Below are 19,568 nucleotides of genomic sequence, written 5' to 3' on the forward strand. Positions count from 1 at the left end.
CCAATCTCTGTTCCGCGACTGGGCCCCGGCCTTCGCCGGGGAAGCGTCTTTAGTTGAGAACGGCCTGTGAAAGCCCTGTTCCCCAATGTCGCCGAGACGCGGGGGATCGTCGTGCGCGTGTCGGTCAGCTACTTGCCCGAACAATCCGAGCCGCAGCGTGGCCGCTGGTTCTGGTCCTATCACGTGCGGCTGGAGAATACGGGCCCGCAAGCGGTCCAGCTACTCACGCGGCATTGGGTGATCACCGACGGGCGCGGCGCGCGCCATTCGGTCGAGGGCGAGGGCGTGGTCGGCGAACAGCCGATGATCGCGCCGGGCGCGAGCTTCGACTATGTCTCGGGCTGTCCACTGGCCACGCCGACCGGGCAGATGCAGGGCAGCTACCATATGATCGACGAGGACGGCGTGGGCTTCGACGTGGCGATTCCGCGCTTCGCGTTGTTGGCGCCGGCGGTAGGGGCGTGAAGCGTACGCATCTTCCGCTCAACGGCCTGCGCGTGCTCGACGCCGCCGCGCGGCATTTGTCCTTCACCCGCGCCGCCGATGAACTCGCCGTCACTCCCGCCGCGGTTGGGCAGCAGATCCGCGCGCTGGAGGATACGCTTGGCGTCGTGCTGTTCCGCCGTACCACCAAGGGGCTCGAACTGACCCCCGAAGGCGCCGCCGGGCTCGGCCCGCTACGCCAGGGCTTCCTCGAATTCGAGGAAGCGGTGCGCGCGATGCAGGCGGGGCAGACGAGCAAATCGCTGACCATCGCCGCGCCGCGCGATTTCACGGAGAAATGGCTGATGCCGCGCCTCGCCGAGATCGCGCGCGCCGATGGCGAGCTTCGGTTCGCGCTCGTCTCTGCCGACGAAGACATCGATTTCACCGAGGCCAATCTCGATCTCGCGATCCGCTGGGGCGATGGGCCCGGCGCGAACGAGGGCGAGGCGCTCGAATCCGAAGGGCTGGTGACGGTCGAGCGCCCCGGTGGCGGCGTCGATACGCGCATTTCTTGGCCCGGCTGCCTCAACGACGACACCGTCTCGCTGGTCCGCGTCGGCGATGCCGGGCTCGCGCTCGATGCCGCCGCGGAGGGACTGGGCCGCGCGACCGTGCCGGAACTGCTCGCTGCGCAGGATTTGGCAGCGGGCCGCGTGGTCAAGGTTGGCGACGCGCAGCCATCGGCCAAGGGCTATTGGCTGGTCGCACCACTGCCGCAATGGCGCCAGAAGAAGGTCAAGGCGCTGGTCGAGGTATTGGCGACGTCGTGAGCGACACGTTCGAGAGTGCGCGATTGCACCTGCGGCCGCAGCGGATCGAGGATGCCGAGGCGTTGCACGAAGCGTATCGCGACGTCGAGTTGATGCGTTGGTGGTCGAGCGGGCCACATGCCAATGTCGCCGAAACGCATGCCTATATGGCACAACGGCCCGATCAAACCGGCGCGCGCGGCTGGGCAATCACGCTACGCGGGAATGACCGCGCGATCGGCACCCTATGGGCCGGCGCCAGGCGGCCCGGGGTGAGCGAGATCGGCTATATGCTGGTGCGCTCGGCCTGGGGGCAGGGGTATGCGCGGGAGGCGGTGACGCGGTTGCTCAACCTGTTGCTGCGCGAGGAAGGGCAGCGCCGCGTGTTCGCCGATACCGACCCGGACAATATAGGCTCCAACCGCTTGCTCGAAAGCCTCGGTTTCGTGCGCGAGGGGCGGCTGCGCGGCGAGTGGGAGACGCATATCGGCGTGCGCGATTCCTATATCTGGGGCCTGCTCGCCGACGACTGGATCAACCGATGACTCCGCCCGACCTCACCGACCCCGTGCAGCGCGCCGCCTATAGCCGCGAACTGCGCGCCATCGCGCGGCCGCTGCGGCTGACCGGCGTGGCGTTCCTGTTGGTGGGGGTGCTGCTGGCGGTGGCGCGGCGGTTGTGGCTGCCGGAGCTGCCGACGTTGGTGCCGATGGCCGCGCTGGCGCTGGGCGTGCTCAACATGCTGGCGGCGATGGCAATGCGCACGATCTACCATGCACGGCGCATGAAGGGGGGCTAGCGCAGCCACCCCGATTGCGCTTCCCCGGCGGAGGCCGGGGCCCAGTCGCAATGGCCGATGTAACTGGACGCAACGCGCGAAACTATTGTTGCGTGACTGGGCCCCGGCCTTCGCCGGGGAAGCGTCGGTCTTTGAGGTGGTCTTGCTCAGCCGCCCGCCGCAAGCTCGACCGCGCTGGTCATTAGGCCGGCGAAGCGGGCGTCGTCCACTGCGGCGGCGGTGTCGTTCCAGCTGGCGGAGAGAGCGTACCACGCACTGTCCTTGCCCTGCAGCAGGAAGGTCATCGCGATCACGCCGGGTTCGGAGCCGCCCTTGAAACCAAGATACTGCCATTTGCCCGCCGCCGCCGAGCCGATACCGCTATTCTTCGCCAGGATAGCGCGCGCGCGCGCCGCGGAGCCGGTTTCGCTGTGGCGGCGCAACCAATCCATCACGCGGATCATGTCGGCGGGGGTGGCGAACCATTCGATCTGATCGATCTGCAGCGGCTTGCCCTTAGCGAACAGGCGATTGTCGATCGCGGTGATCGGCATGGCCGCTACCTCGCCGCTCAGTAGCGCGCGGCGCGCCGTTTCGTCCGCGCTTGCCCAGCGTGCGCCGAGCGGGTTGCTCTTGAGCTTGAACGCCTCCAGCGTGGCGAGGAACGGGCGCATGCCTTTGGGGTTGGCCACGCCGATCACGGGGAGCATCGCTTCGACCTTGTCGCGGCCCAACGTATTCAGCATGATGTCGGTCGCGCTATTGTCGCTGATCGAGATCATCTTCTCGGCGAGATCGTACAGCGTCACCTTGGTGCCGGCGGGGCTCTGCGTGTAGCTGCCGCCGGGCAGCGGGCCGCCGTCCAGCGTGACCGTGTCGTCCCAGGTCCGCTCGCCCGCCGCGATGCCGCGCACCAGTTCGGCGAGGATGACGAGCTTGAATTCCGATCCGATCGCGAACGGCGTGTCGGCGCCGCGCGCGGTGAGCAGTTCGGGCGCGCCGGTGCCGAGCTTGGCGAGCACGAAGCCGGTCTTGCCCGGCAGCTTGGCAAGTTCGGCATCGACGGCGGAGAGCGATGTCTCGTTGCCCGCCATGCCGGTGATGCGCAGGCCATTCACTTGCTGTGCGCCGGTCGCTTCGACCGAGATCGCTGCCGTCGCGCGGCCGCGTTCGAAGACGATAACGATGTTGGCGGCATGAGGTGTGACAGGCTTCACCTCCTCCACGCGCAGCGCCTTGCCGGCGGTCGCGCCGAGCTGCCGCGAAATGCCGTCGAACGCCGGTTTGGGGACGGCAGCGATGAAAGCTGGCGCGAAGGTTGCGGCATAATCGCCGCCGCCGTTAAGGATCGGGACGATCTCGGCGATGCGGCGTTCGAGTTCGGGGGCGGCTTTGATCAGCGGAGGGGGCGGCGTCGTCTGCGCGGCGGCGGGCGCAGCGAGCAGCAATGCAGTCAGGCTGGCGATAACGTGACGCATAGCGTTTCTCCCCCGAGATTGGCGGGACGATATGGCACCCGCGAGGGGCGGACAACACTTATCCTCCCCGGTACGGGGAGGTGGCAGCCCGAAGGCTGACGGAGGGGGTGGGCCGGCAGCGCCACTGTTGCGTGTGGCGAGAGCCGCCTCCACCATTTGCGTGAAGAACGCGAACGGTCCCCCTCCCCGTGTCGGGGAGGAGCCAAGCTAAGCGTCGATGGCTTCTTCGTCGAACCTGGCCGCATTCTCCTGGATGAAGGCGAAACGGTGCGCCGGATTGTTGCCCATCAGGCGATCGACCAGATCCTTCACGCCGGCGCGCTCCTCATATTCCTGCGGTAGCGTGATGCGCAGCATCGAGCGCGTCTTGGGATCCATCGTCGTTTCGCGCAGCTGCATCGGGTTCATCTCGCCGAGACCCTTGAAGCGGGCGACATCGACTTTCTTGCCTTTGAACACGCCGTTTTCGATCTTCGCGCGATCGGCATCGTCCATCGCGTACAGGCTCTTGGTGCCCGCGGTCAGGCGATAAAGTGGCGGCTGCGCGAGATACAGATGCCCGCGGCGCACCAGCTCGGGCATTTCCTGGAAGAAGAAGGTCATCAGCAGCGTGGCGATATGCGCGCCGTCGACATCGGCGTCGGTCATGATGACGATGCGTTCGTAGCGCAGATTATCCGGGATACAGTCCTTGCGCGTGCCGCAGCCGAGCGCCTGGATCAGATCGGCGATTTCTGAATTGGCGGCGATCTTCTGCAAGGTCGCGCTTGCGACGTTCAAGATCTTGCCGCGAATGGGCAGGATTGCCTGGGTCTTGCGCTCGCGCGCCTGCTTGGCCGAGCCGCCGGCGCTATCGCCTTCGACGATGAAGATCTCGGTGCCCTTGGGATCGTCCGACGAGCAATCGGTGAGCTTCCCCGGCAGGCGCAATTTGCGCGCTGACGTCGCCGTCTTGCGCTTGACCTCGCGCTCAGCCTTGCGGCGCAAGCGTTCGTCGAGCCGCTCGAGCGTGTAATTGAGCAGCGCCTTGCCGCGCTCCATATTATGGCTGAGCCAGTGATCGAAATGATCGCGCATGGCCTTCTCGACCATTGCCGCCGCTTCCGGGCTGGTCAGGCGATCCTTGGTCTGGCTCTGAAATTGCGGTTCGCGGATGAACACGCTGAGCATCAATTCGCTGCCGACCATCACGTCGTCCGCGGTGATATCCTTGGCTTTCTTGTTGCCGACGAGATCGCCGAATCCGCGCAGGCCGCGGACCAGCGCCGCGCGCAGGCCGGCCTCGTGCGTGCCGCCATCGGGGGTCGGGATCGTGTTGCAATACCAGGAATAGCTGCCGTCGCTCCATAGCGGCCAGGCCACTGCCCATTCGGCGCGGCCCTGATTCTGGCCGGGGAAATCCTGGCTGCCGGCGAAGAAATCGGCCGTGGCGCATTCGCGACCGGCAATCTGTTCGCGCAGATGATCGGCCAGCCCGCCGGGGAACTGGAACATCGCCTCGGCCGGCGTATCGTCGCTGATCAACTCGGGGCTGCATTTCCAGCGGATCTCGACGCCGGCGAACAGATAGGCCTTGGAGCGCGCCAGCTTGTACAGTCGCGCCGGTTTGAAACTGAGCACCGGCCCGAAAATCTGCTCGTCGGGCACGAAGCTGACCGACGTACCGCGGCGGTTGGGCGTCGGGCCCAATGCTTCCAGCGGCCCTAGCGTCACCCCGCGCGAAAAACGCTGCCGATACACGGTCTTGTTGCGCGCGACTTCGATCGTGGTGTCGGACGACAGCGCATTGACCACCGACACGCCGACGCCGTGCAGACCGCCGGAGGTGGCATAGGCCTTGCCGTCGAACTTGCCGCCGGAATGGAGCGTGGAGAGGATCACCTCCAGCGCCGATTTGTCGGGGAACTTGGGATGCGGGTCGACCGGGATGCCGCGACCGTTATCGACCACGGTCAGGCGATTGCCTGGCTCCAGCGTGATCTCGATCCGGTTGGCATGGCCGGCGACCGCTTCATCCATGGCATTGTCCAGCACTTCGGCGGCCAGATGATGCAGCGCGCGCTCGTCGGTGCCGCCGATATACATGCCGGGGCGGCGCCGGACGGGCTCCAGCCCTTCCAGCACTTCGATCGAGGATGCATCGTAATCGGACGTGGGAGCATTCTTGGAAGCAAACAGGTCTTCGGCCATGCGTCGTTATAGCTGTGCGCGGTCGCCGGGCAAGCGGGGCGTGCTGTTGCTGCATTGCAACACTGATCTAAGTAATATTCCAGCAATGTACCCATTCCGGTTGGGCGCACGTTCCTGCGGCGGGAATACCCCACCTAGGAGTGATTATGCGTAACCAGTTTTTCCTCGTTCTTGCCGGCGGCGCTGCTGCCTTGGCGATGGCGACTCCCGCTTCGGCGCAGACCGAAGCCGCGCCGTTCGACGGCTTTTATGTCGGCGGTTCGCTCGGCTATGATTTCCAGCCCAAGGGCGGCAACGACACGATCCAGTTCGATCGTAACCTCGACGGCACGTTCGGCGACACGGTGACGCTCACGACGCCGCAGGCCAATGGCAACACCAATGCGTTCCAGCCCGGCTTCTGCCGCGGCCAGGCCAATGGCGTGAACGCCTCGAACGGCTGCCGCGACAATAAGGACGGCACCGGCTATGCCGCCCGTATCGGCTTCGACAAGCAGTTCGGCGCGATCGTGTTCGGCGCGGTCGGCGAATTCGGCAAGAGCGAGATCCGTGACAGCGTGACCGCGTTCAGCACCACGCCGGCCTATTACACGATGACGCGCGAAGTCGATTACGACGCCAGCGCCCGTCTGCGTCTTGGCTTCGCGGCCAACAAGACGCTGTTCTACGGCACCGGCGGCGTTGCCTATGCCAAGGTCGATCACAGCTTCGAGACGAGCAACACGGCCAACGCGTTCAGCGATTCGGGCAAGAGCGATGCCTGGGGCTATGTCGTCGGCGGTGGCGTCGAGCAGAAGGTCGGCCAGAACTTCTCGGTCGGTCTGGAATATCAGTATAAGACGCTGAAGGACGACGATTACACCGTCCGCGCCGGCAGCAGCGCAACGACGCCAGCAGCCAATCCGTTCATCCAGGGCAATGCCTCGGGCACGGATTTCCAGCGCAGCGACGACCGTCTGAAGTCGCACAGCGTCCGCGCCGTCGCGGCGTTCCGCTTCTAAGAGTTAGGCAAGGCGCCCCGCACCGTTCGCGGTTCGGGGCATCTTCTGCCGGAATTGCAGCCCGGCCGGCGCGGCCCCAGGGATATATGACTCGGACAGCAATCTAGTCATCCCGGACGACCCACGTTGCCATGCAAAATAAACCCCGCTGCGGCCCTTAGGCTGCAGCGGGGTTTTTATTGTCTGCCGTCCGGCAGTAGGCGGTGGCGCATCCTACCTCACCGTCATCCTCGCGAAGGCGAGGATCCCGCTCCTTCTACCAGGTGCGGGGCTAGGCAGCGGGATCCCCGCTTTCGCGGGGATGACGGGTGCTTAGCGCGCGCGGGCGCCACCGAAGGGCAGCGGCGGGGGCGGGCGGCGGTCGCGGCGTGGGAGCTGCGCCTGATAGGCATGGCCGCAATGCGCGACGCAATACGGGAAGCCCGGATTCACCTTGTCGCCACAGAAATGGAAGTCCGGCTCGCCGGGATGGCCGAGCGGCCATTTGCAGACCTTGTCGCTGAGATCGAGCAGGCTGGTCTTGTCGGCCATCTCGGGCGAGGGCTTGGCCGGCACCAGACGACGCGGCGGCGCCGGGGTGATCGGGGCCTGCTGCTCGCCCGGGGCCTGCCGCAGGAAGCCGCCAGGACCGACCGAGCGCATGATCGGGGCAGGCGGCGCGGCCGGGGCGGCGACGACCGGCGTGTCGATCTCGTTTTCCTCGTCCTCGTCTTCGTCGTCCATATCCGCGACGGGCGCGGGGGTCGGCGCGGCGACCTGGTCGGCCGGCTTGGGGATCGGCGGCGCAGCGACGACCGGCTTGGGCGCGGGCGGGGCCTTGGGCTCGACCGGCTCAGCGGCAGCAACTGCTTCCGTTGCCACGGCGGCGGGCTTGGCTGCGACCGGATCGTTCGGTTTCACCGGCGAGGGGCGCGACTGCAGCCCCAGGCGATGCGCCTTGCCGATCACCGCATTGCGGCTGACGCCGGTCAATTCTTCGGCGATCTGGCTGGCGGTGCTGCCGCCTTCCCACATCTTGCGCAGCGTATCGATCCGCTCGTCGGTCCAGCTCATTCCGTATCCTATCTCTACTGCCGGGTTGCAGGCGGCGGCCCCACGCTTTAGCGCGAGTGCCATGAGCAGCCAGCCCCCTATCGGCCCAAATCCTACCGGCGCCCAGTCGTCGGTAATGAACGCCCCCGGCGTCCCAGTCATCCGGAACGTCAATTGGGGCGGTCTTCGCACCCTCTATATCAAGGAGGTGCGCCGGTTCTTCAAGGTGCAGCTGCAAACCATCTGGGCCCCCGCGATCCAGACCTTGCTGTATCTGATCGTGTTCACCGTGGCGATGGGCGGCCGCAGCGCGGTGCATGTCGGCGGCGAGACCGTGGCGTTCGCCGATTTCCTTGCCCCCGGGCTGATCGTCATGGGCATGCTGACCAACGCGTTCGCCAATGCGAGCTTCTCGCTGTTGGTGGGCAAGATCCAGGGCACGATCGTCGATTATCTGATGCCGCCTTTGTCCACCGCGGAATTGCTGACGGCGTTGGTGGGTGGTGCGGTGACCCGCGCTTTCTGTGTCGGCTTTGCCGTGTGGCTGGCGATGCTGGTATGGCCGGGGGTGCACGTATTGCCGCATAATCCGCTGGCGATCCTGTGGTTCGGACTGCTCGGTTCGGTGTTCCTGGCCTTGCTCGGCGTGCTGACCTCGATCTGGGCGGAGAAATTCGATCACGCCGCCGCGGTGAGCAATTTCGTCGTCGGGCCGCTGACCCTGTTGTCGGGAACCTTCTATTCGGTCGATCGCCTGTCGCCGACGTTCCAGGCGATCAGCCATGCCAATCCGTTTTTCTATATCATCTCGGGCTTCCGTTACGGGTTCCTGGGGGTGGCCGATTCGCCGGTATGGGTGGGGAGCCTGGTGATCCTGGCGATCGACGTGGTGCTCGGCGTGCTGTGCTATGCGTTGCTCAAGGGCGGCTGGCGGCTGAAGAACTGAGTTTATTCCTCCCCGGAACGGGGAGGTGGCAGCCGAAGGCTGACGGAGGGGGCGGACCGGCAGCGCGACCGTTGCGTTCGCGGAGGGCCTCCTCCACCACTCGGCTGAAGTAGCCGAGCGGTCCCCCTCCCCGTGCCGGGGGAGGAGTAAAAACCAGTTTCGAAACGATACTCTACTCGCTAGCCTCCGCTCGGGGAGGGTGAGCGATGCGACTCATGGCGATCGGTATGCTGCTGATGCTGGCCGCGTGTGGCGCGGGCAAGCCGAAGGACGATGCGCCCAACGCCTTGCCGCAGGTCCGCGTCGCGCAGGTCGGCGTCGACCAGCGCGCCGCCAGCGTCACCGGTGTCGGCACCGTCGCGCTGCGCCGCGAGGCCCAACTCGGCTTCACCAGCCCGGGTCGGATCGCCAGCATTTCCGTCCGCGAGGGCGATGCCGTGCGCCGCGGCCAATTGCTTGCCGCGCTGGATACCACGGCCGTCGCCGCCGATGTCGCGCGGATCGCGGCCGAGCGCGCGCGCGCGGCAGCGGAATATGAGCGCAGCGCCGGGCTGCTGGCCAAGGGCTGGGTGACGCAGCCGCGCGTCGAAAGCGCGCGGGCGGCGCTCGGCGCCGCCAACGCGCAGCTCAGCGCCGCGCGCTTCCAAGCCTCTGCTGCGCGGATCGTCGCGCCCGGGCCAGGCACGGTGCTGGCGCGGCTGGTCGAGCCGGGGCAGGTGATCGCGGCGGGCACGCCGGCGTTGATCGTCGGCGACCGATCGAGCGGCTATATCCTGCGCGTGCCGCTGTCGGATCGCGATGCCGCGCGGTTGACGCTCGGCGCGCCGGCGCGCGTCACGCTGGCGGCGCTCGACGATGGGGCGATCACCGGTCAGGTGGCGCAGATCGCCGGCCGTGCCGATCGCATGACGGGGACGTTCACGATCGAAATTGGGCTGCCAGCGGACGCGCGGCTGCGCTCCGGCCAGATCGGCAGCGCATCGATCACCGCGCGAGGGGCGGCGAGCAACGCCATTCGCGTGCCTGCTGCGGCGATCTTCGCGGCGCGCGCGGGCGAGGCGTTCGTCTATGTCGTCGATCCCGCGACGCGGTTGATCGCGCTGCGCAAGGTGACGATCGCGGAGGCGGGTGACGAGGGCATCCAAGTGACTGGCGGGCTCTCGCGGGGTGAATGGGTGGCGACGTCGCGCGTCGATCGTCTCAAGGCGGGGCTCAGGATCGCGCCATTGCGTAGCGCGCGGTGAACATCACCGCTTTCGCCGTTCGCCGCTGGCAGGTGACGTTGGTGGCGTTCCTGCTGATCGCGATGCTCGGCATATCCGCCTTCCTGTCGATCCCGCGCTCGGTCGACCCGCATTTCCCCATCCCAACCGTCGTCACCACGGTGATCCTGCCCGGGGCGGATGCGGGCGACATGGAGGAGACCGTCGCCAAGCCGCTGGAGGACGTGCTGCAGGGGCTCGATCACGTTCGCGACATCAATTCGCAGAGCGTCGATGGCGCGGCGGTGGTGGTGGTCAATTTCGAGCATGGCACCGATGCCGAGCAGTCGCTCGATCGCGTCGTGCGGGAGGTTCAATCGGTGCGCGACCGCCTGCCGCAGGGCATCCAGCGGATCGCCTTCCGCCGCCCGCGCACGACCGAGGCGGGCGTGCTGCAACTGGCGCTGGTCAGCGATACGGCGAGTTGGCTCAGGATGAGCAAATATGCCCAGGACCTGCGCGATCAGCTGAACGTCGTGCCGGGCGTGCGCCAGACCGCGATCGACGGTGCGGCGGCGCCCGAGGTGCGGGTGGCGATCGATGCCGGGCGGCTGGCCGAAGCGCGACTGCCGGCGGCGACCGTCGCCAATGCCATCGCGCAGGGCGGGGTCGATCTGCCGGCGGGGTCGCTCAATGCCGCGGGGCGGCGCTACAATATCGACGCCGGCGGGGCATATCGCACGGTCGACGCGGTGAAGGACGTGGCCGTGCGCAGCAGCGACGGTCGGCTGGTGCGCGTCGGCGATATCGCTGAGGTCGGCTGGGCCGAAGCGGGGCGGACGCATATCGCGCGCTTCAACGGGCATCGCGCCTTGTGGGTGACGATCCGCCAGAAGGACGAGGTCGATGCCGGCACGTTGCGCGATGCGCTGGTGGAGGCGGTCACGGCGTTCAAGGCCGATCTGCCGCCCGACATGCGGCTCGAGACGGCGTTCGACCAGAGCCGCGACATCCAGCAGAAACTGGCGCAACTGACGCGCGATTTCGTCATCGCGCTGGCGCTGGTGCTGGTGACGATCCTGCCGCTCGGCTTCCGCCCGGCGATCATCGTCGCGATCTCTATCCCGCTCAGTCTGGCGATGGGCGTCTTCCTGCTCGCCTTGTTCGGCTTTTCGCTCAACCAGATCAGCATTTCCGGCTTCATCATTTCGCTCGGACTGCTGGTCGACGATTCGATCGTCGTGACGGAGAATATCGAGCGCCATATCCGCGGCGGCGACACGCCGACAGAAGCCGCGATCAATGGCACGCGCGAGATCGGCGCGGCGGTGCTGGGCGCGACGGGGGTGCTGATCTTCGCCTTCCTGCCGCTCGTCTTCCTGCCCGAGGGGGCGGGCGATTTCGTGCGCGGGCTGCCCTTGGCGGTGATGGTGACGGTGGCGAGCTCGCTGTTCGTGTCGCTGACCATCATCCCGTTCGTCGCCAGCCGGCTGCTCAAGCCGCATGGCGCGGAGGGCAATGCGCTGCTGCGCTGGCTGATGGGGGGGATCCAGCGTTTCTACGCGCCGCTGCTGCATGCCGCACTGAACCGCCCGCGCACCTGGTTCTGGGCGGCGATGGCGTTGTGCGTCGGCGCGTTCGCATTGGTGCCGGTGCTCGGGTTCAGCCTGTTCCCAGCCGCCGAGACGCCCTATTTTCTGGTCCGGGTCGAGACGCCGGAGGGTAGCACCATCCCGGTGACGGAGAAGGCGGTGCGCGACGTGGCGGCGATCCTGCGGCGCGAAGGCGCGGTGGTGAACCTGATGCAGAATGCCGGACGCGGTAATCCACAGATCTTCTACAACATCATGCCGCGCGACGAACGTGCCCGTTACGGCGATATCTTCGCGACGATGGCGACGTGGGACGTGCATGATAGCCCCAAGATGCTGGCGCGGTTGCGCAAGAGCCTGGCCGACTTTCCCGATGCGCGCGTGACGGTGGTCAATTTCGAGAATGGTCCACCGGTCGAAGCGCCGATCGCGATCCGCGTGCGCGGGCCCGACATTGCGGTGCTCAAGACGCTGTCCGACAAGGTCGTGACAGTGATGCAGCAGGTGCCTGGCCTGCGCGATATCGACAGCCCGATCGCCTATGATCGGATCGACCTCGATCTCGGGCTGGACGAGGCCAAGGCCGGGTTGCTCGGGGTGGCGCCAGGCGAGGCGCGCCGCGCGGTGCGCCTCGCGATCAGCGGCGAACAGGTCAGCCGGTTGCGCGACAATGAAGGCGATACCTGGCCGGTGACGGTGCGGTTGCCGATGACGGGCGACCAGCCGGTCTCCGCGCTGGGCAAGATCTACGTGCCGACGCTGGCCGGCGGCAGCGTGCCGCTGCTGGAGATCGCGCAGCCGCGGCTGAAAAGCGTGGTGCCGCTGATCACGCGCTACAAATTGCAGCGTACCGTCACGATCGTCGCCTATAATCAGCCCGGCATGCTCACCTCCAACCTCAACCGGCAGGTCGAGCAACGCCTCAAGAGCGTCACGCTGCCCGAAGGCTATAATTTCAGCATCGGCGGCGAGGCGGAGGCGGCGGCGCGCAATTTCGCCGGGCTGGGGCCGATCATCCTGCTTGCCTGTTTCGGTGTGTTTGGCGTGCTGGTGGTGGAGTTCGGCCGCTTCCGCGAGACGATCGTGGTGGCGGGCGTGATCCCGCTGGGCACGGTCGGCGGGCTGGTGGCGCTGTTGCTGACGGGCAATTCTTTGTCGTTCCTGGCGATCATCGGCTTTGTCGCGTTGATCGGGATCGAGATCAAGAATTCGATCCTTTTGGTCGATTTCACCTCGCAGTTGCGGGCGCGCGGCATGGGCCTGCGCGAGGCGATCGAACATGCCGGCGAGATCCGCTTTCTGCCGGTGTTGCTGACCTCGGTGACCGCGATCGGCGGGCTGCTGCCCTTGGCGCTGGGCGGCTCGGCGCTCTATTCGCCGCTGGCCTGGGTGATCATCGGCGGGCTGGTGAGCTCGACGGTGCTGAGCCGGATCGTGACGCCGGTGATGTATCTGCTGGCGGTGCGTGGCGATGAGGCAAGAAGGTTGGCAGCGCAGCCGGCGGCAGCCTAAACTCCCTCTTCTCCGCGTCCTCTGCGCCTCTGCGCGAAAAAGGAAGATTGGTTCGCGCCGAGGCGCAGAGGACGCGGAGAAGAAGGTTGTTGCGCTGCGCGCGGGCGGTGTTGCGCTCTGAGGGCAACCTGCCTAAAAACCCGCTCGGGCGGCCGCATTGGCCGCCCTTCTCTTTTCGGGAGACTTGCTGTGCCGATCACCCCCCTGATGCCTGTGTACCCGCGTTGCGGCGTGCGGCCGGTGCGCGGCGAGGGCGTGTATCTGTATGGCGAACAGGGCGAACAATATCTCGATTTCGCCGCCGGCATCGCGGTCAATGCGCTCGGCCATGGCCATCCGCATCTGGTCAAGGCGATCGCCGAGCAGGCTGCGACGCTGATGCACGTGTCGAACCTGTATGGCAGCCCGCAGGGCGAGGCGCTGGCGCAGCGCATCGTCGATGTCTCGTTTGCCGACACGGTGTTCTTCACCAATTCGGGCGTCGAGGCGATCGAATGCGCGATCAAGACCGCGCGGCGCTATCATTACGTCAATGGCAACCCGCAGCGGCACAAATTGATCACGTTCAAGAACGCGTTCCACGGCCGCTCGATCGGCGCGATTTCCGCCACCGACCAGCCCAAGATGCGCGACGGCTTCGAGCCTTTGCTGCCGGGCTTCGACTATGTGAAGTTCAACGATCTCGACGGCGCGCTGGCCGCGATCGATGACGAGACCGCTGGCTTCCTGGTCGAGACGATCCAGGGCGAAGGCGGGATGACCGCGGGCACGCCCGAGTTCATCCAGGGCCTGCGCAAGGCGTGCGACGAGCATGGCCTGCTGCTGATCCTCGACGAGATCCAGTGCGGCTATGGCCGCACCGGCAAGATGTGGGCGTACGAGCATTACGGCATCGAGCCCGACATCATGACCGTGGCCAAGGGCATCGGCGCCGGCTTCCCGCTCGGCGCATGCCTGGCGACCGAGGAAGCAGCCAAGGGCATGGTTTTCGGCACGCATGGCTCGACCTATGGCGGCAACCCGCTGGCCATGGCGGCGGGGCAGGCGGTGCTCGACGTGATGCTCGAACCCGATTTTCTGCCGCATGTCGAGCAGATGGGCGAGCGGCTGCGGGCGAGCTTCGAGCAGATGATCCCCAATCACGATCATCTGTTCGAGGAGATCCGCGGCAAGGGTCTGATGCTCGGCATCAAGATGAAGGAGCCGGCGGTTAGCCGCGACTTCGTGGCGCATCTGCGCGACAATCACGGGCTGCTCACGGTCGCGGCGGGCGAGAACGTGTTCCGCGTGCTGCCGCCGCTGGTGATTGACGAGAGCCATATCGCCGATTGCATCGAGCGATTGAGCGCTGGGGCGCGGTCGTTTGCGGGCACGAGCGATGATTGAGGCCCTTAAATTCCTCCCCCAACAGGGGAGGAATTAGTATGACCTACCGCCACTTCCTCGATCTCTCCGACGCCGGGCCGGACGGCGTCGCTGCGATGCTCGCCGATGCGCTCGATCGCAAGGCGGCGCGCACCGGATGGCCCAAGGGTCGCGCCGATGCCGACGCGCCGCTTGCCGGCCATGTGCTCGGCATGGTGTTCGAAAAGAATTCAACACGCACGCGCGTGTCGTACGATATGGCGATGCGGCAATTGGGCGGATCGTCGATCGTGCTCGATGCCGGCACGACGCAGCTCGGTCGCGGTGAATCGATCGCCGATACGGCGCGTGTGCTGTCGGGCTATTGCGATGCGATCATGATCCGCACCGACGATCACTTGAAGCTCGAGCAGATGGCCGAATATGCCAGCGTGCCGGTGATCAACGGGCTGACCGATGCCTCGCATCCCAGCCAGATCATGGCCGATCTGCTGACCATCATCGAAAGCGGCAAGCCGCTGCCGGGCTTGAAGGTTGCCTGGGTCGGCGACGGCAACAACGTGCTCGCCTCGATCATGGAGGCGGCGGCGCTGATGCAGTTCGACGTGGTCGCCGCTTGCCCCCAGGGCTTCATGCCGACCGAGATCGATCTCGCCCGCGGGCAGGGCCGCGCCCGCGTCGTCGCGCAGGCGTCGGAAGCGGTGGCCGGCGCCGATGTCGTTGTCACCGACAGCTGGATCTCGATGGGCCAGGAGCATGCCGAGACCAAGCTCGCCGCGCTCGCGCCGTATCAGGTCAGCGAGGCGCTGATGGCCGAGGCCAAGCCGGACGCCGTGTTCCTGCACTGCCTGCCGGCGCATCGCGGCGAGGAAGTGACCGATGGCGTGATCGACGGCCCGCAGTCGCTGATCTGGCCCGAGGCGATCAACCGGCTGCACGCGCAGAAGTCGATCCTACGCTGGTGCTTCGGGCAGATCGGTTGATCCGGGCGCGTTAAGTACTATCTCCCGTCATCCCCGCGAAAGCGGGGATCCCGCTTCTTTCTTTGGAGCGTGGAAAAGAAGAAGCGGGATCCCCGCTTTTGCGGGGATGACGATGGAAGACGTAACAATCAACGACACCGACCGTGCGCTCGGCTTCACGATCCCTGCGCGGCACGCGCGCGGCCGCGTCGTGCGGCTCGGTGCGGCGCTCGACACGATCCTTGCCGCCCACGCCTATCCGCCGCCGATCGAGGCGTTGCTGGCGGAAGCGTTGACGCTTGCCGCCCTGCTTGGCTCGACGCTTAAGGATGTCGGCGGGCAGCTGACCCTGCAGGCGCAGACCGAGAGCGGCGTCGTCAAATTGCTGGTGTGCGACTACAAGGCCGGCGAGCTGCGCGGCTATGTGCAATACGATGCTGAGCGGCTCGCCGCCGGCCCCGAGGAGCCGAGCCTGTTTGCTTTGTTCGGGACTGGCTACCTCGCCATCACCTTCGATCAAGCGGCGACCAAGGAACGCTATCAGGGCATCGTGCCGTTGGACGGCGCGACGCTGGCCGATGCGGCGGAGAGCTACTTCATCCAATCGGAGCAGGTTCCCAGCCTGGTGCGGCTCGGCATCAAGCGCCAGCCGGATGGCCGCCATGTCGCCGGCGGACTGTTCCTGCAGCATTTGCCCGAAGGGGAGGATGGCCGCGAACGGCTGCACGTGCGGCTCGATCATCCCGAATGGGAGCATGTCGCGATCCTTGGCGGCACGATGGGCGCGGACGAACTGGCCGATCCAGCGCTGCCGCTCGAGACCTTGGTGTGGCGGCTGTTCAACGAGGAAGAGGAGGTGCGGCTGCTGTCGGACGTGCCGTTGGCGCGGGGCTGCCGCTGCTCGCCCGATTATATTGCCGGCGTCCTCGGCCAGTTCCCGCCCGAGGAGCAGGCCGACATGGCCGACGACAATGGCCTGATCCATGTCGATTGCCAGTTCTGCTCGACCAAATTTCCCGTGCCCGTAAGCGCAATCGTTTCGTAAGCGTCATTGTCTCGACCGCCGGGCATCCCCAAATACCCTCGCGAGATAGTGGCTGTCGCATCGGGGCGAGGGCCAGGGGACGGGCAAGATGGTTGGTCGACGAGCGTTGATGGGGCTGTTGTTCCTGGCTGCGGCGGGCGGTGGAGCGAGCGCGGCGCAGGCCCCGCGGCTGGCCGCATTGCGCGCGGTCGCACCGGGCCAGTGGCTGCTCAAGGAGAAGGGCGGGGAGTCGCGCTCGCTGTGCGTGGCCGATCCACGCGCGCTGATGCAGATCGAGCATGGGCCGGCGCAATGCACACGTTTCATCGTCGCCGATACGCCGCGCTCGGCGACGGTCCATTATACCTGTCCAGGCGCGGGGCATGGCCGCAGCACGATCAGCGTGGAAGGCAAGGAGCAATTCCGGCTGGAGACGCAGGGTATCCTCGACGGCGCGCCGTTCGACACCGAATATGAAGGTCACCGCGTCGGCCAATGCGGCGCTGCGAGCAGCGCGCGTTAAGCGGAGCTTTACCGGATCGCGCTAGGTGGAGCAGGTGACCTCATTCTTTCGGCCACATTCTCCCTAGACGGGCTGTCCTCAGCCACCCCTGGGCCGCTTACGGGCGGCCCGTTTTTCGTTGCGCTGGCCCGGTCATGGGCATAGCGGGGGCGACATCATGACATCTGCCACCACCTACGCGGTCGTCCTCATCTCGGGCGGGCTGGACTCGATGGTTTCCGCCGCGCGCGCACGCGAGGACGGACACCGCATCCTCGCGCTGTCGATCGACTATAATCAGCGCCACCAGGTCGAGCTCGCCGCGGCGCGGCGCATCGCCACGTTGCTTGGCGCCGAACGCCATATCGTGCTGCCGCTCGATCTATCCGCCTTTGGCGGTTCGGCCCTGACGGCCGATATCGACGTGCCCAAGGATGGCGTGCAGCCAGGCATTCCGATCACCTACGTGCCCGCCCGCAACACCATCTTCCTTAGCCTGGCCTTGGGCTGGGCCGAGGCGATGGGCGCGCGCGACCTGTATATCGGCGTCAATGCGCTGGATTATTCCGGCTATCCCGATTGCCGGCCGGAATTCATCGCGGCGTTCGAAAATCTCGCCGAGCTTGCCACCAAGGCAGGCGTAGAGGGTGCACCGTTCCGCATCCAGGCGCCGCTGCAGCATATGACCAAGGCCGATATCGTGCGCGAAGCGGCGCGGCTCGGGCTCGACGCCGGGCTAAGCTGGTCGTGCTACGATCCCGCGCCGGGCAGCGTGCATTGCGGGCAGTGCGACAGTTGCCGGTTGCGCAGCAAGGGTTTCGAGGACGCCGGCCTGCCCGATCCGACGATCTACGCGGTCTAGCCGATGAGCTACGCGGTCAAGGAAATGTTCCTCACGCTGCAAGGCGAGGGGGTCAATGCCGGGCGCCGTGCGGTGTTCGTGCGCTTTGCCGGCTGCAATCTGTGGAGCGGGCGCGAGCAGGATCGCGCGGTTTCGATCTGCCAGTTCTGCGACACCGATTTCGTCGGCACCGATGGCTTGGGTGGCGGCAAGTTCGCCGATGCGACGGCGCTGGCGGATGCCGCGGCGGGTTTTTGGGGCAGTGGGACCGAAGGTCGCTTCGTCGTGCTGACCGGCGGCGAGCCGATGCTGCAGGTCGACGATGCGATCGTCGCGGCGCTGCACGCCCATGGGTTCGAGATCGCCATCGAAAGCAACGGCACGATTGCCGCGCATCCCGGGATCGACTGGGTGTGTATCAGCCCCAAGGCCGGCAGCACGGTGGTGCAGCGATCGGGTGACGAACTGAAGCTGGTCTGGCCGCAGGCGGGCACCGACATCGCCGCGCTGGAAACCTGGGACTTCGCCCATTTCCTGCTCCAGCCGATGGACGATGCGGCGGCCGCGGCCAATCATGCCGCCGCGATCGACACGGTGATGGCGCGCCCGAAGTGGCGCTTGACGATCCAGACGCACAAGTTGTTGGGGTTGAGGTAGCTCACTTCCTCCCCGGGACGGGGAGGGGGACCGTTCGCGTTCTTCACGCGAATGGTGGAGGGGCGGGCCAGCAACGCTACGGTTGCGTTGCCGGCCCACCCCCTCCGTCAGCCTTTCAGGCTGCCACCTCCCCGTGCCGGGGAGGAGCTACCTACCTTACTGCATCACCCACTGCACGTTGGTGCCGCACTTGCTCGGATTCCACTCGCTCTTCTTCCAGCAGATCTTGTCGAAGCGCGGCAGCAGCACGCGGCGGTCGTCGAAGCCGATGCCGCGGGCGAAGCGCTGCTCGCCATACGGCACGAGCGAATTGCGCATCTCGCGCAGGCGATCCTTGGCGATGAAGTGGAGCGCGCCGCGCTTGGCGAAGATCGCCGCGCGGCCGACATTGGATGCCGTCTGGCAGAAGCCATATTGCGCACCGGCGGTGGAGAAGCTGCCATAGACGCGCGTGCCGAACTGATCGAGCGCGGTCTGCGCGGCGCGCGGCGCCTTGTTCAGGCGCGCAAAATATTTGGTCAGCGTGTCATAGCTCGTCTTCAACTCGCCAGCATGATCGCGCATCACCATGTTGTACTGCGGCACGGTCAGCAGTGTCGGTTCGAACTGGCATTGCAGCGCGGCGATGTTGAGTGCGGCACGCAGGCTCCAGACCAGCCCTGCAGTGAGCTCCGCCTCGGTCGCGCCGGGCAGGTCGACGCCCAAGCCGTTTTCGTCACCGCGCACGGTCGTGCCCCGGAAATCATAGGATTTCATGTAGAATTGCGCCGCTGCCGGCAGCGGCGCGAGCGCCGATGCCGCAATCGTCGCGGCGAGAAGGGTACGCAACACAGTCATCGAAACCTCACCTAATTCATTGGCCCCAGACTAGGGCCTTTTGGGCCGCTGCCCAACCCTTTTCCGCCCCGGAATCGAAAGGGCCGCCCGGTTTCCCGGACGGCCCATCGATAAACCAAGCCGTGAGGCTGGATTACATCGCGTTGGTGGTGGTGGTGTTGGTCATCATGGTGTCGTTCGACATCATCGTGTCGTTCGCCATCATGCCGCCATTGCCCATCATGTCGTTGCCCATCGCGCCATCGACCGAGGTCATGTTGTCGGACATCGTGTCCATGCCTTCGGTGGCGTTCAGATCGGTGACCATGGTGTTTTCGGTCGTCGTTTCGGTCTTCGGGCCGCAGGCCGAAACCATCAGTGCCGCGCCGGCGATCATCGAACCGGTGAGGACCTTGGAGATGAGTGCACGCATTT

General features: G+C 66.3%; 19 protein-coding genes. 14 read left to right on the plus strand and 5 right to left on the minus strand.

Annotated features, from left to right (window positions below):
* Positions 1-66 precede the first annotated feature (66 nt).
* From apaG to U1739_RS12110, 4 genes are read left to right on the plus strand one after another with little or no spacing between them, the layout of a single operon-like run.
* Complete coding sequence (gene apaG, locus U1739_RS12095) at positions 67-465, plus strand: Co2+/Mg2+ efflux facilitator ApaG/CorD (RefSeq protein ID WP_332708355.1); 399 nt, start codon at positions 67-69, stop codon at positions 463-465.
* Entirely contained in the window at positions 462-1,256 is a 795-nt protein-coding gene (locus U1739_RS12100) for a LysR family transcriptional regulator (protein ID WP_332708357.1), read from the plus strand. Before apaG ends, U1739_RS12100 begins: the two co-directional genes overlap by 4 nt.
* Entirely contained in the window at positions 1,253-1,780 is a 528-nt protein-coding gene (locus U1739_RS12105; protein ID WP_332708358.1) for a GNAT family N-acetyltransferase, read from the plus strand. The genes U1739_RS12100 and U1739_RS12105 overlap by 4 nt, the downstream gene beginning before the upstream one ends.
* Positions 1,777-2,034, plus strand: coding sequence for a hypothetical protein (locus U1739_RS12110; RefSeq protein ID WP_332708361.1), 258 nt, complete (start codon positions 1,777-1,779; stop codon positions 2,032-2,034). Before U1739_RS12105 ends, U1739_RS12110 begins: the two co-directional genes overlap by 4 nt.
* 146 nt (positions 2,035-2,180) lie before the next feature.
* Here the strand turns inward: U1739_RS12110 and U1739_RS12115 are convergent, their stop codons facing one another.
* Together U1739_RS12115 and parE are read right to left on the minus strand one after the other, a co-directional pair.
* The gene (locus tag U1739_RS12115) at positions 2,181-3,491 is read right to left on the minus strand and encodes a serine hydrolase (RefSeq protein ID WP_332708363.1); all 1,311 of its coding nucleotides are present in this window, start codon (positions 3,489-3,491) and stop codon (positions 2,181-2,183) included.
* A 207-nt stretch (positions 3,492-3,698) separates the two neighbouring features.
* Entirely contained in the window at positions 3,699-5,681 is a 1,983-nt protein-coding gene (gene parE / locus U1739_RS12120; RefSeq protein WP_332708365.1) for a DNA topoisomerase IV subunit B, read from the minus strand.
* A gap of 146 nt (positions 5,682-5,827) precedes the next feature.
* On the opposite strand from parE, the gene U1739_RS12125 reads away from it, so the two are divergent.
* Positions 5,828-6,682, plus strand: a complete 855-nt coding sequence (locus tag U1739_RS12125; RefSeq protein ID WP_332708367.1) for an outer membrane protein — start codon at positions 5,828-5,830, stop codon at positions 6,680-6,682.
* 312 nt (positions 6,683-6,994) lie between these two features.
* Here the strand turns inward: U1739_RS12125 and U1739_RS12130 are convergent, their stop codons facing one another.
* Positions 6,995-7,735, minus strand: a complete 741-nt coding sequence (locus U1739_RS12130; RefSeq protein ID WP_332708369.1) for a GcrA family cell cycle regulator — start codon at positions 7,733-7,735, stop codon at positions 6,995-6,997.
* Between the two features lie 61 nt (positions 7,736-7,796).
* Between U1739_RS12130 and U1739_RS12135 the strand changes: the two genes are divergently transcribed.
* The 9 genes from U1739_RS12135 to queE all read left to right on the plus strand — a co-directional run bounded on the left by U1739_RS12135 (position 7,797) and on the right by queE (position 18,317).
* The gene (locus U1739_RS12135) at positions 7,797-8,660 is read left to right on the plus strand and encodes an ABC transporter permease (RefSeq protein ID WP_332708371.1); all 864 of its coding nucleotides are present in this window, start codon (positions 7,797-7,799) and stop codon (positions 8,658-8,660) included.
* Between the two features lie 215 nt (positions 8,661-8,875).
* Positions 8,876-9,904, plus strand: a complete 1,029-nt coding sequence (locus U1739_RS12140) for an efflux RND transporter periplasmic adaptor subunit (protein WP_332708373.1) — start codon at positions 8,876-8,878, stop codon at positions 9,902-9,904.
* Positions 9,901-12,966, plus strand: a complete 3,066-nt coding sequence (locus U1739_RS12145; protein ID WP_332708375.1) for an efflux RND transporter permease subunit — start codon at positions 9,901-9,903, stop codon at positions 12,964-12,966. Before U1739_RS12140 ends, U1739_RS12145 begins: the two co-directional genes overlap by 4 nt.
* A gap of 189 nt (positions 12,967-13,155) precedes the next feature.
* Positions 13,156-14,352: an aspartate aminotransferase family protein gene (locus U1739_RS12150; protein ID WP_332708377.1), complete on the plus strand. Its 1,197-nt coding sequence runs from the start codon at positions 13,156-13,158 to the stop codon at positions 14,350-14,352.
* Between the two features lie 38 nt (positions 14,353-14,390).
* Positions 14,391-15,314 (plus strand): ornithine carbamoyltransferase, encoded by a 924-nt coding sequence (gene argF / locus U1739_RS12155; RefSeq protein ID WP_332708379.1) that lies wholly within the window; start codon positions 14,391-14,393, stop codon positions 15,312-15,314.
* Between the two features lie 112 nt (positions 15,315-15,426).
* Positions 15,427-16,338, plus strand: coding sequence for an Hsp33 family molecular chaperone HslO (gene hslO / locus U1739_RS12160; protein WP_332708381.1), 912 nt, complete (start codon positions 15,427-15,429; stop codon positions 16,336-16,338).
* 109 nt (positions 16,339-16,447) lie between these two features.
* Positions 16,448-16,840, plus strand: a complete 393-nt coding sequence (locus U1739_RS12165; RefSeq protein ID WP_332708383.1) for a DUF3617 domain-containing protein — start codon at positions 16,448-16,450, stop codon at positions 16,838-16,840.
* 157 nt (positions 16,841-16,997) lie between these two features.
* Positions 16,998-17,681: a 7-cyano-7-deazaguanine synthase QueC gene (queC, locus tag U1739_RS12170; RefSeq protein WP_332708385.1), complete on the plus strand. Its 684-nt coding sequence runs from the start codon at positions 16,998-17,000 to the stop codon at positions 17,679-17,681.
* A 3-nt stretch (positions 17,682-17,684) separates the two neighbouring features.
* Complete coding sequence (queE, locus tag U1739_RS12175) at positions 17,685-18,317, plus strand: 7-carboxy-7-deazaguanine synthase (protein WP_332708387.1); 633 nt, start codon at positions 17,685-17,687, stop codon at positions 18,315-18,317.
* Positions 18,318-18,473: 156 nt separating this feature from the next.
* On the opposite strand, the gene U1739_RS12180 is transcribed toward queE, so the two are convergent.
* Both U1739_RS12180 and U1739_RS12185 read right to left on the minus strand, forming a co-directional pair.
* Positions 18,474-19,154, minus strand: a complete 681-nt coding sequence (locus U1739_RS12180; RefSeq protein ID WP_332708389.1) for a hypothetical protein — start codon at positions 19,152-19,154, stop codon at positions 18,474-18,476.
* Positions 19,155-19,287: 133 nt separating this feature from the next.
* Positions 19,288-19,566 (minus strand): hypothetical protein, encoded by a 279-nt coding sequence (locus tag U1739_RS12185; RefSeq protein WP_332708391.1) that lies wholly within the window; start codon positions 19,564-19,566, stop codon positions 19,288-19,290.
* Between the last annotated feature and the right edge of the window lie 2 nt (positions 19,567-19,568).

The sequence above is a fragment of the Parasphingomonas puruogangriensis genome (assembly GCF_036663635.1).
Taxonomy (GTDB): Bacteria; Pseudomonadota; Alphaproteobacteria; order Sphingomonadales; family Sphingomonadaceae; genus Sphingomonas.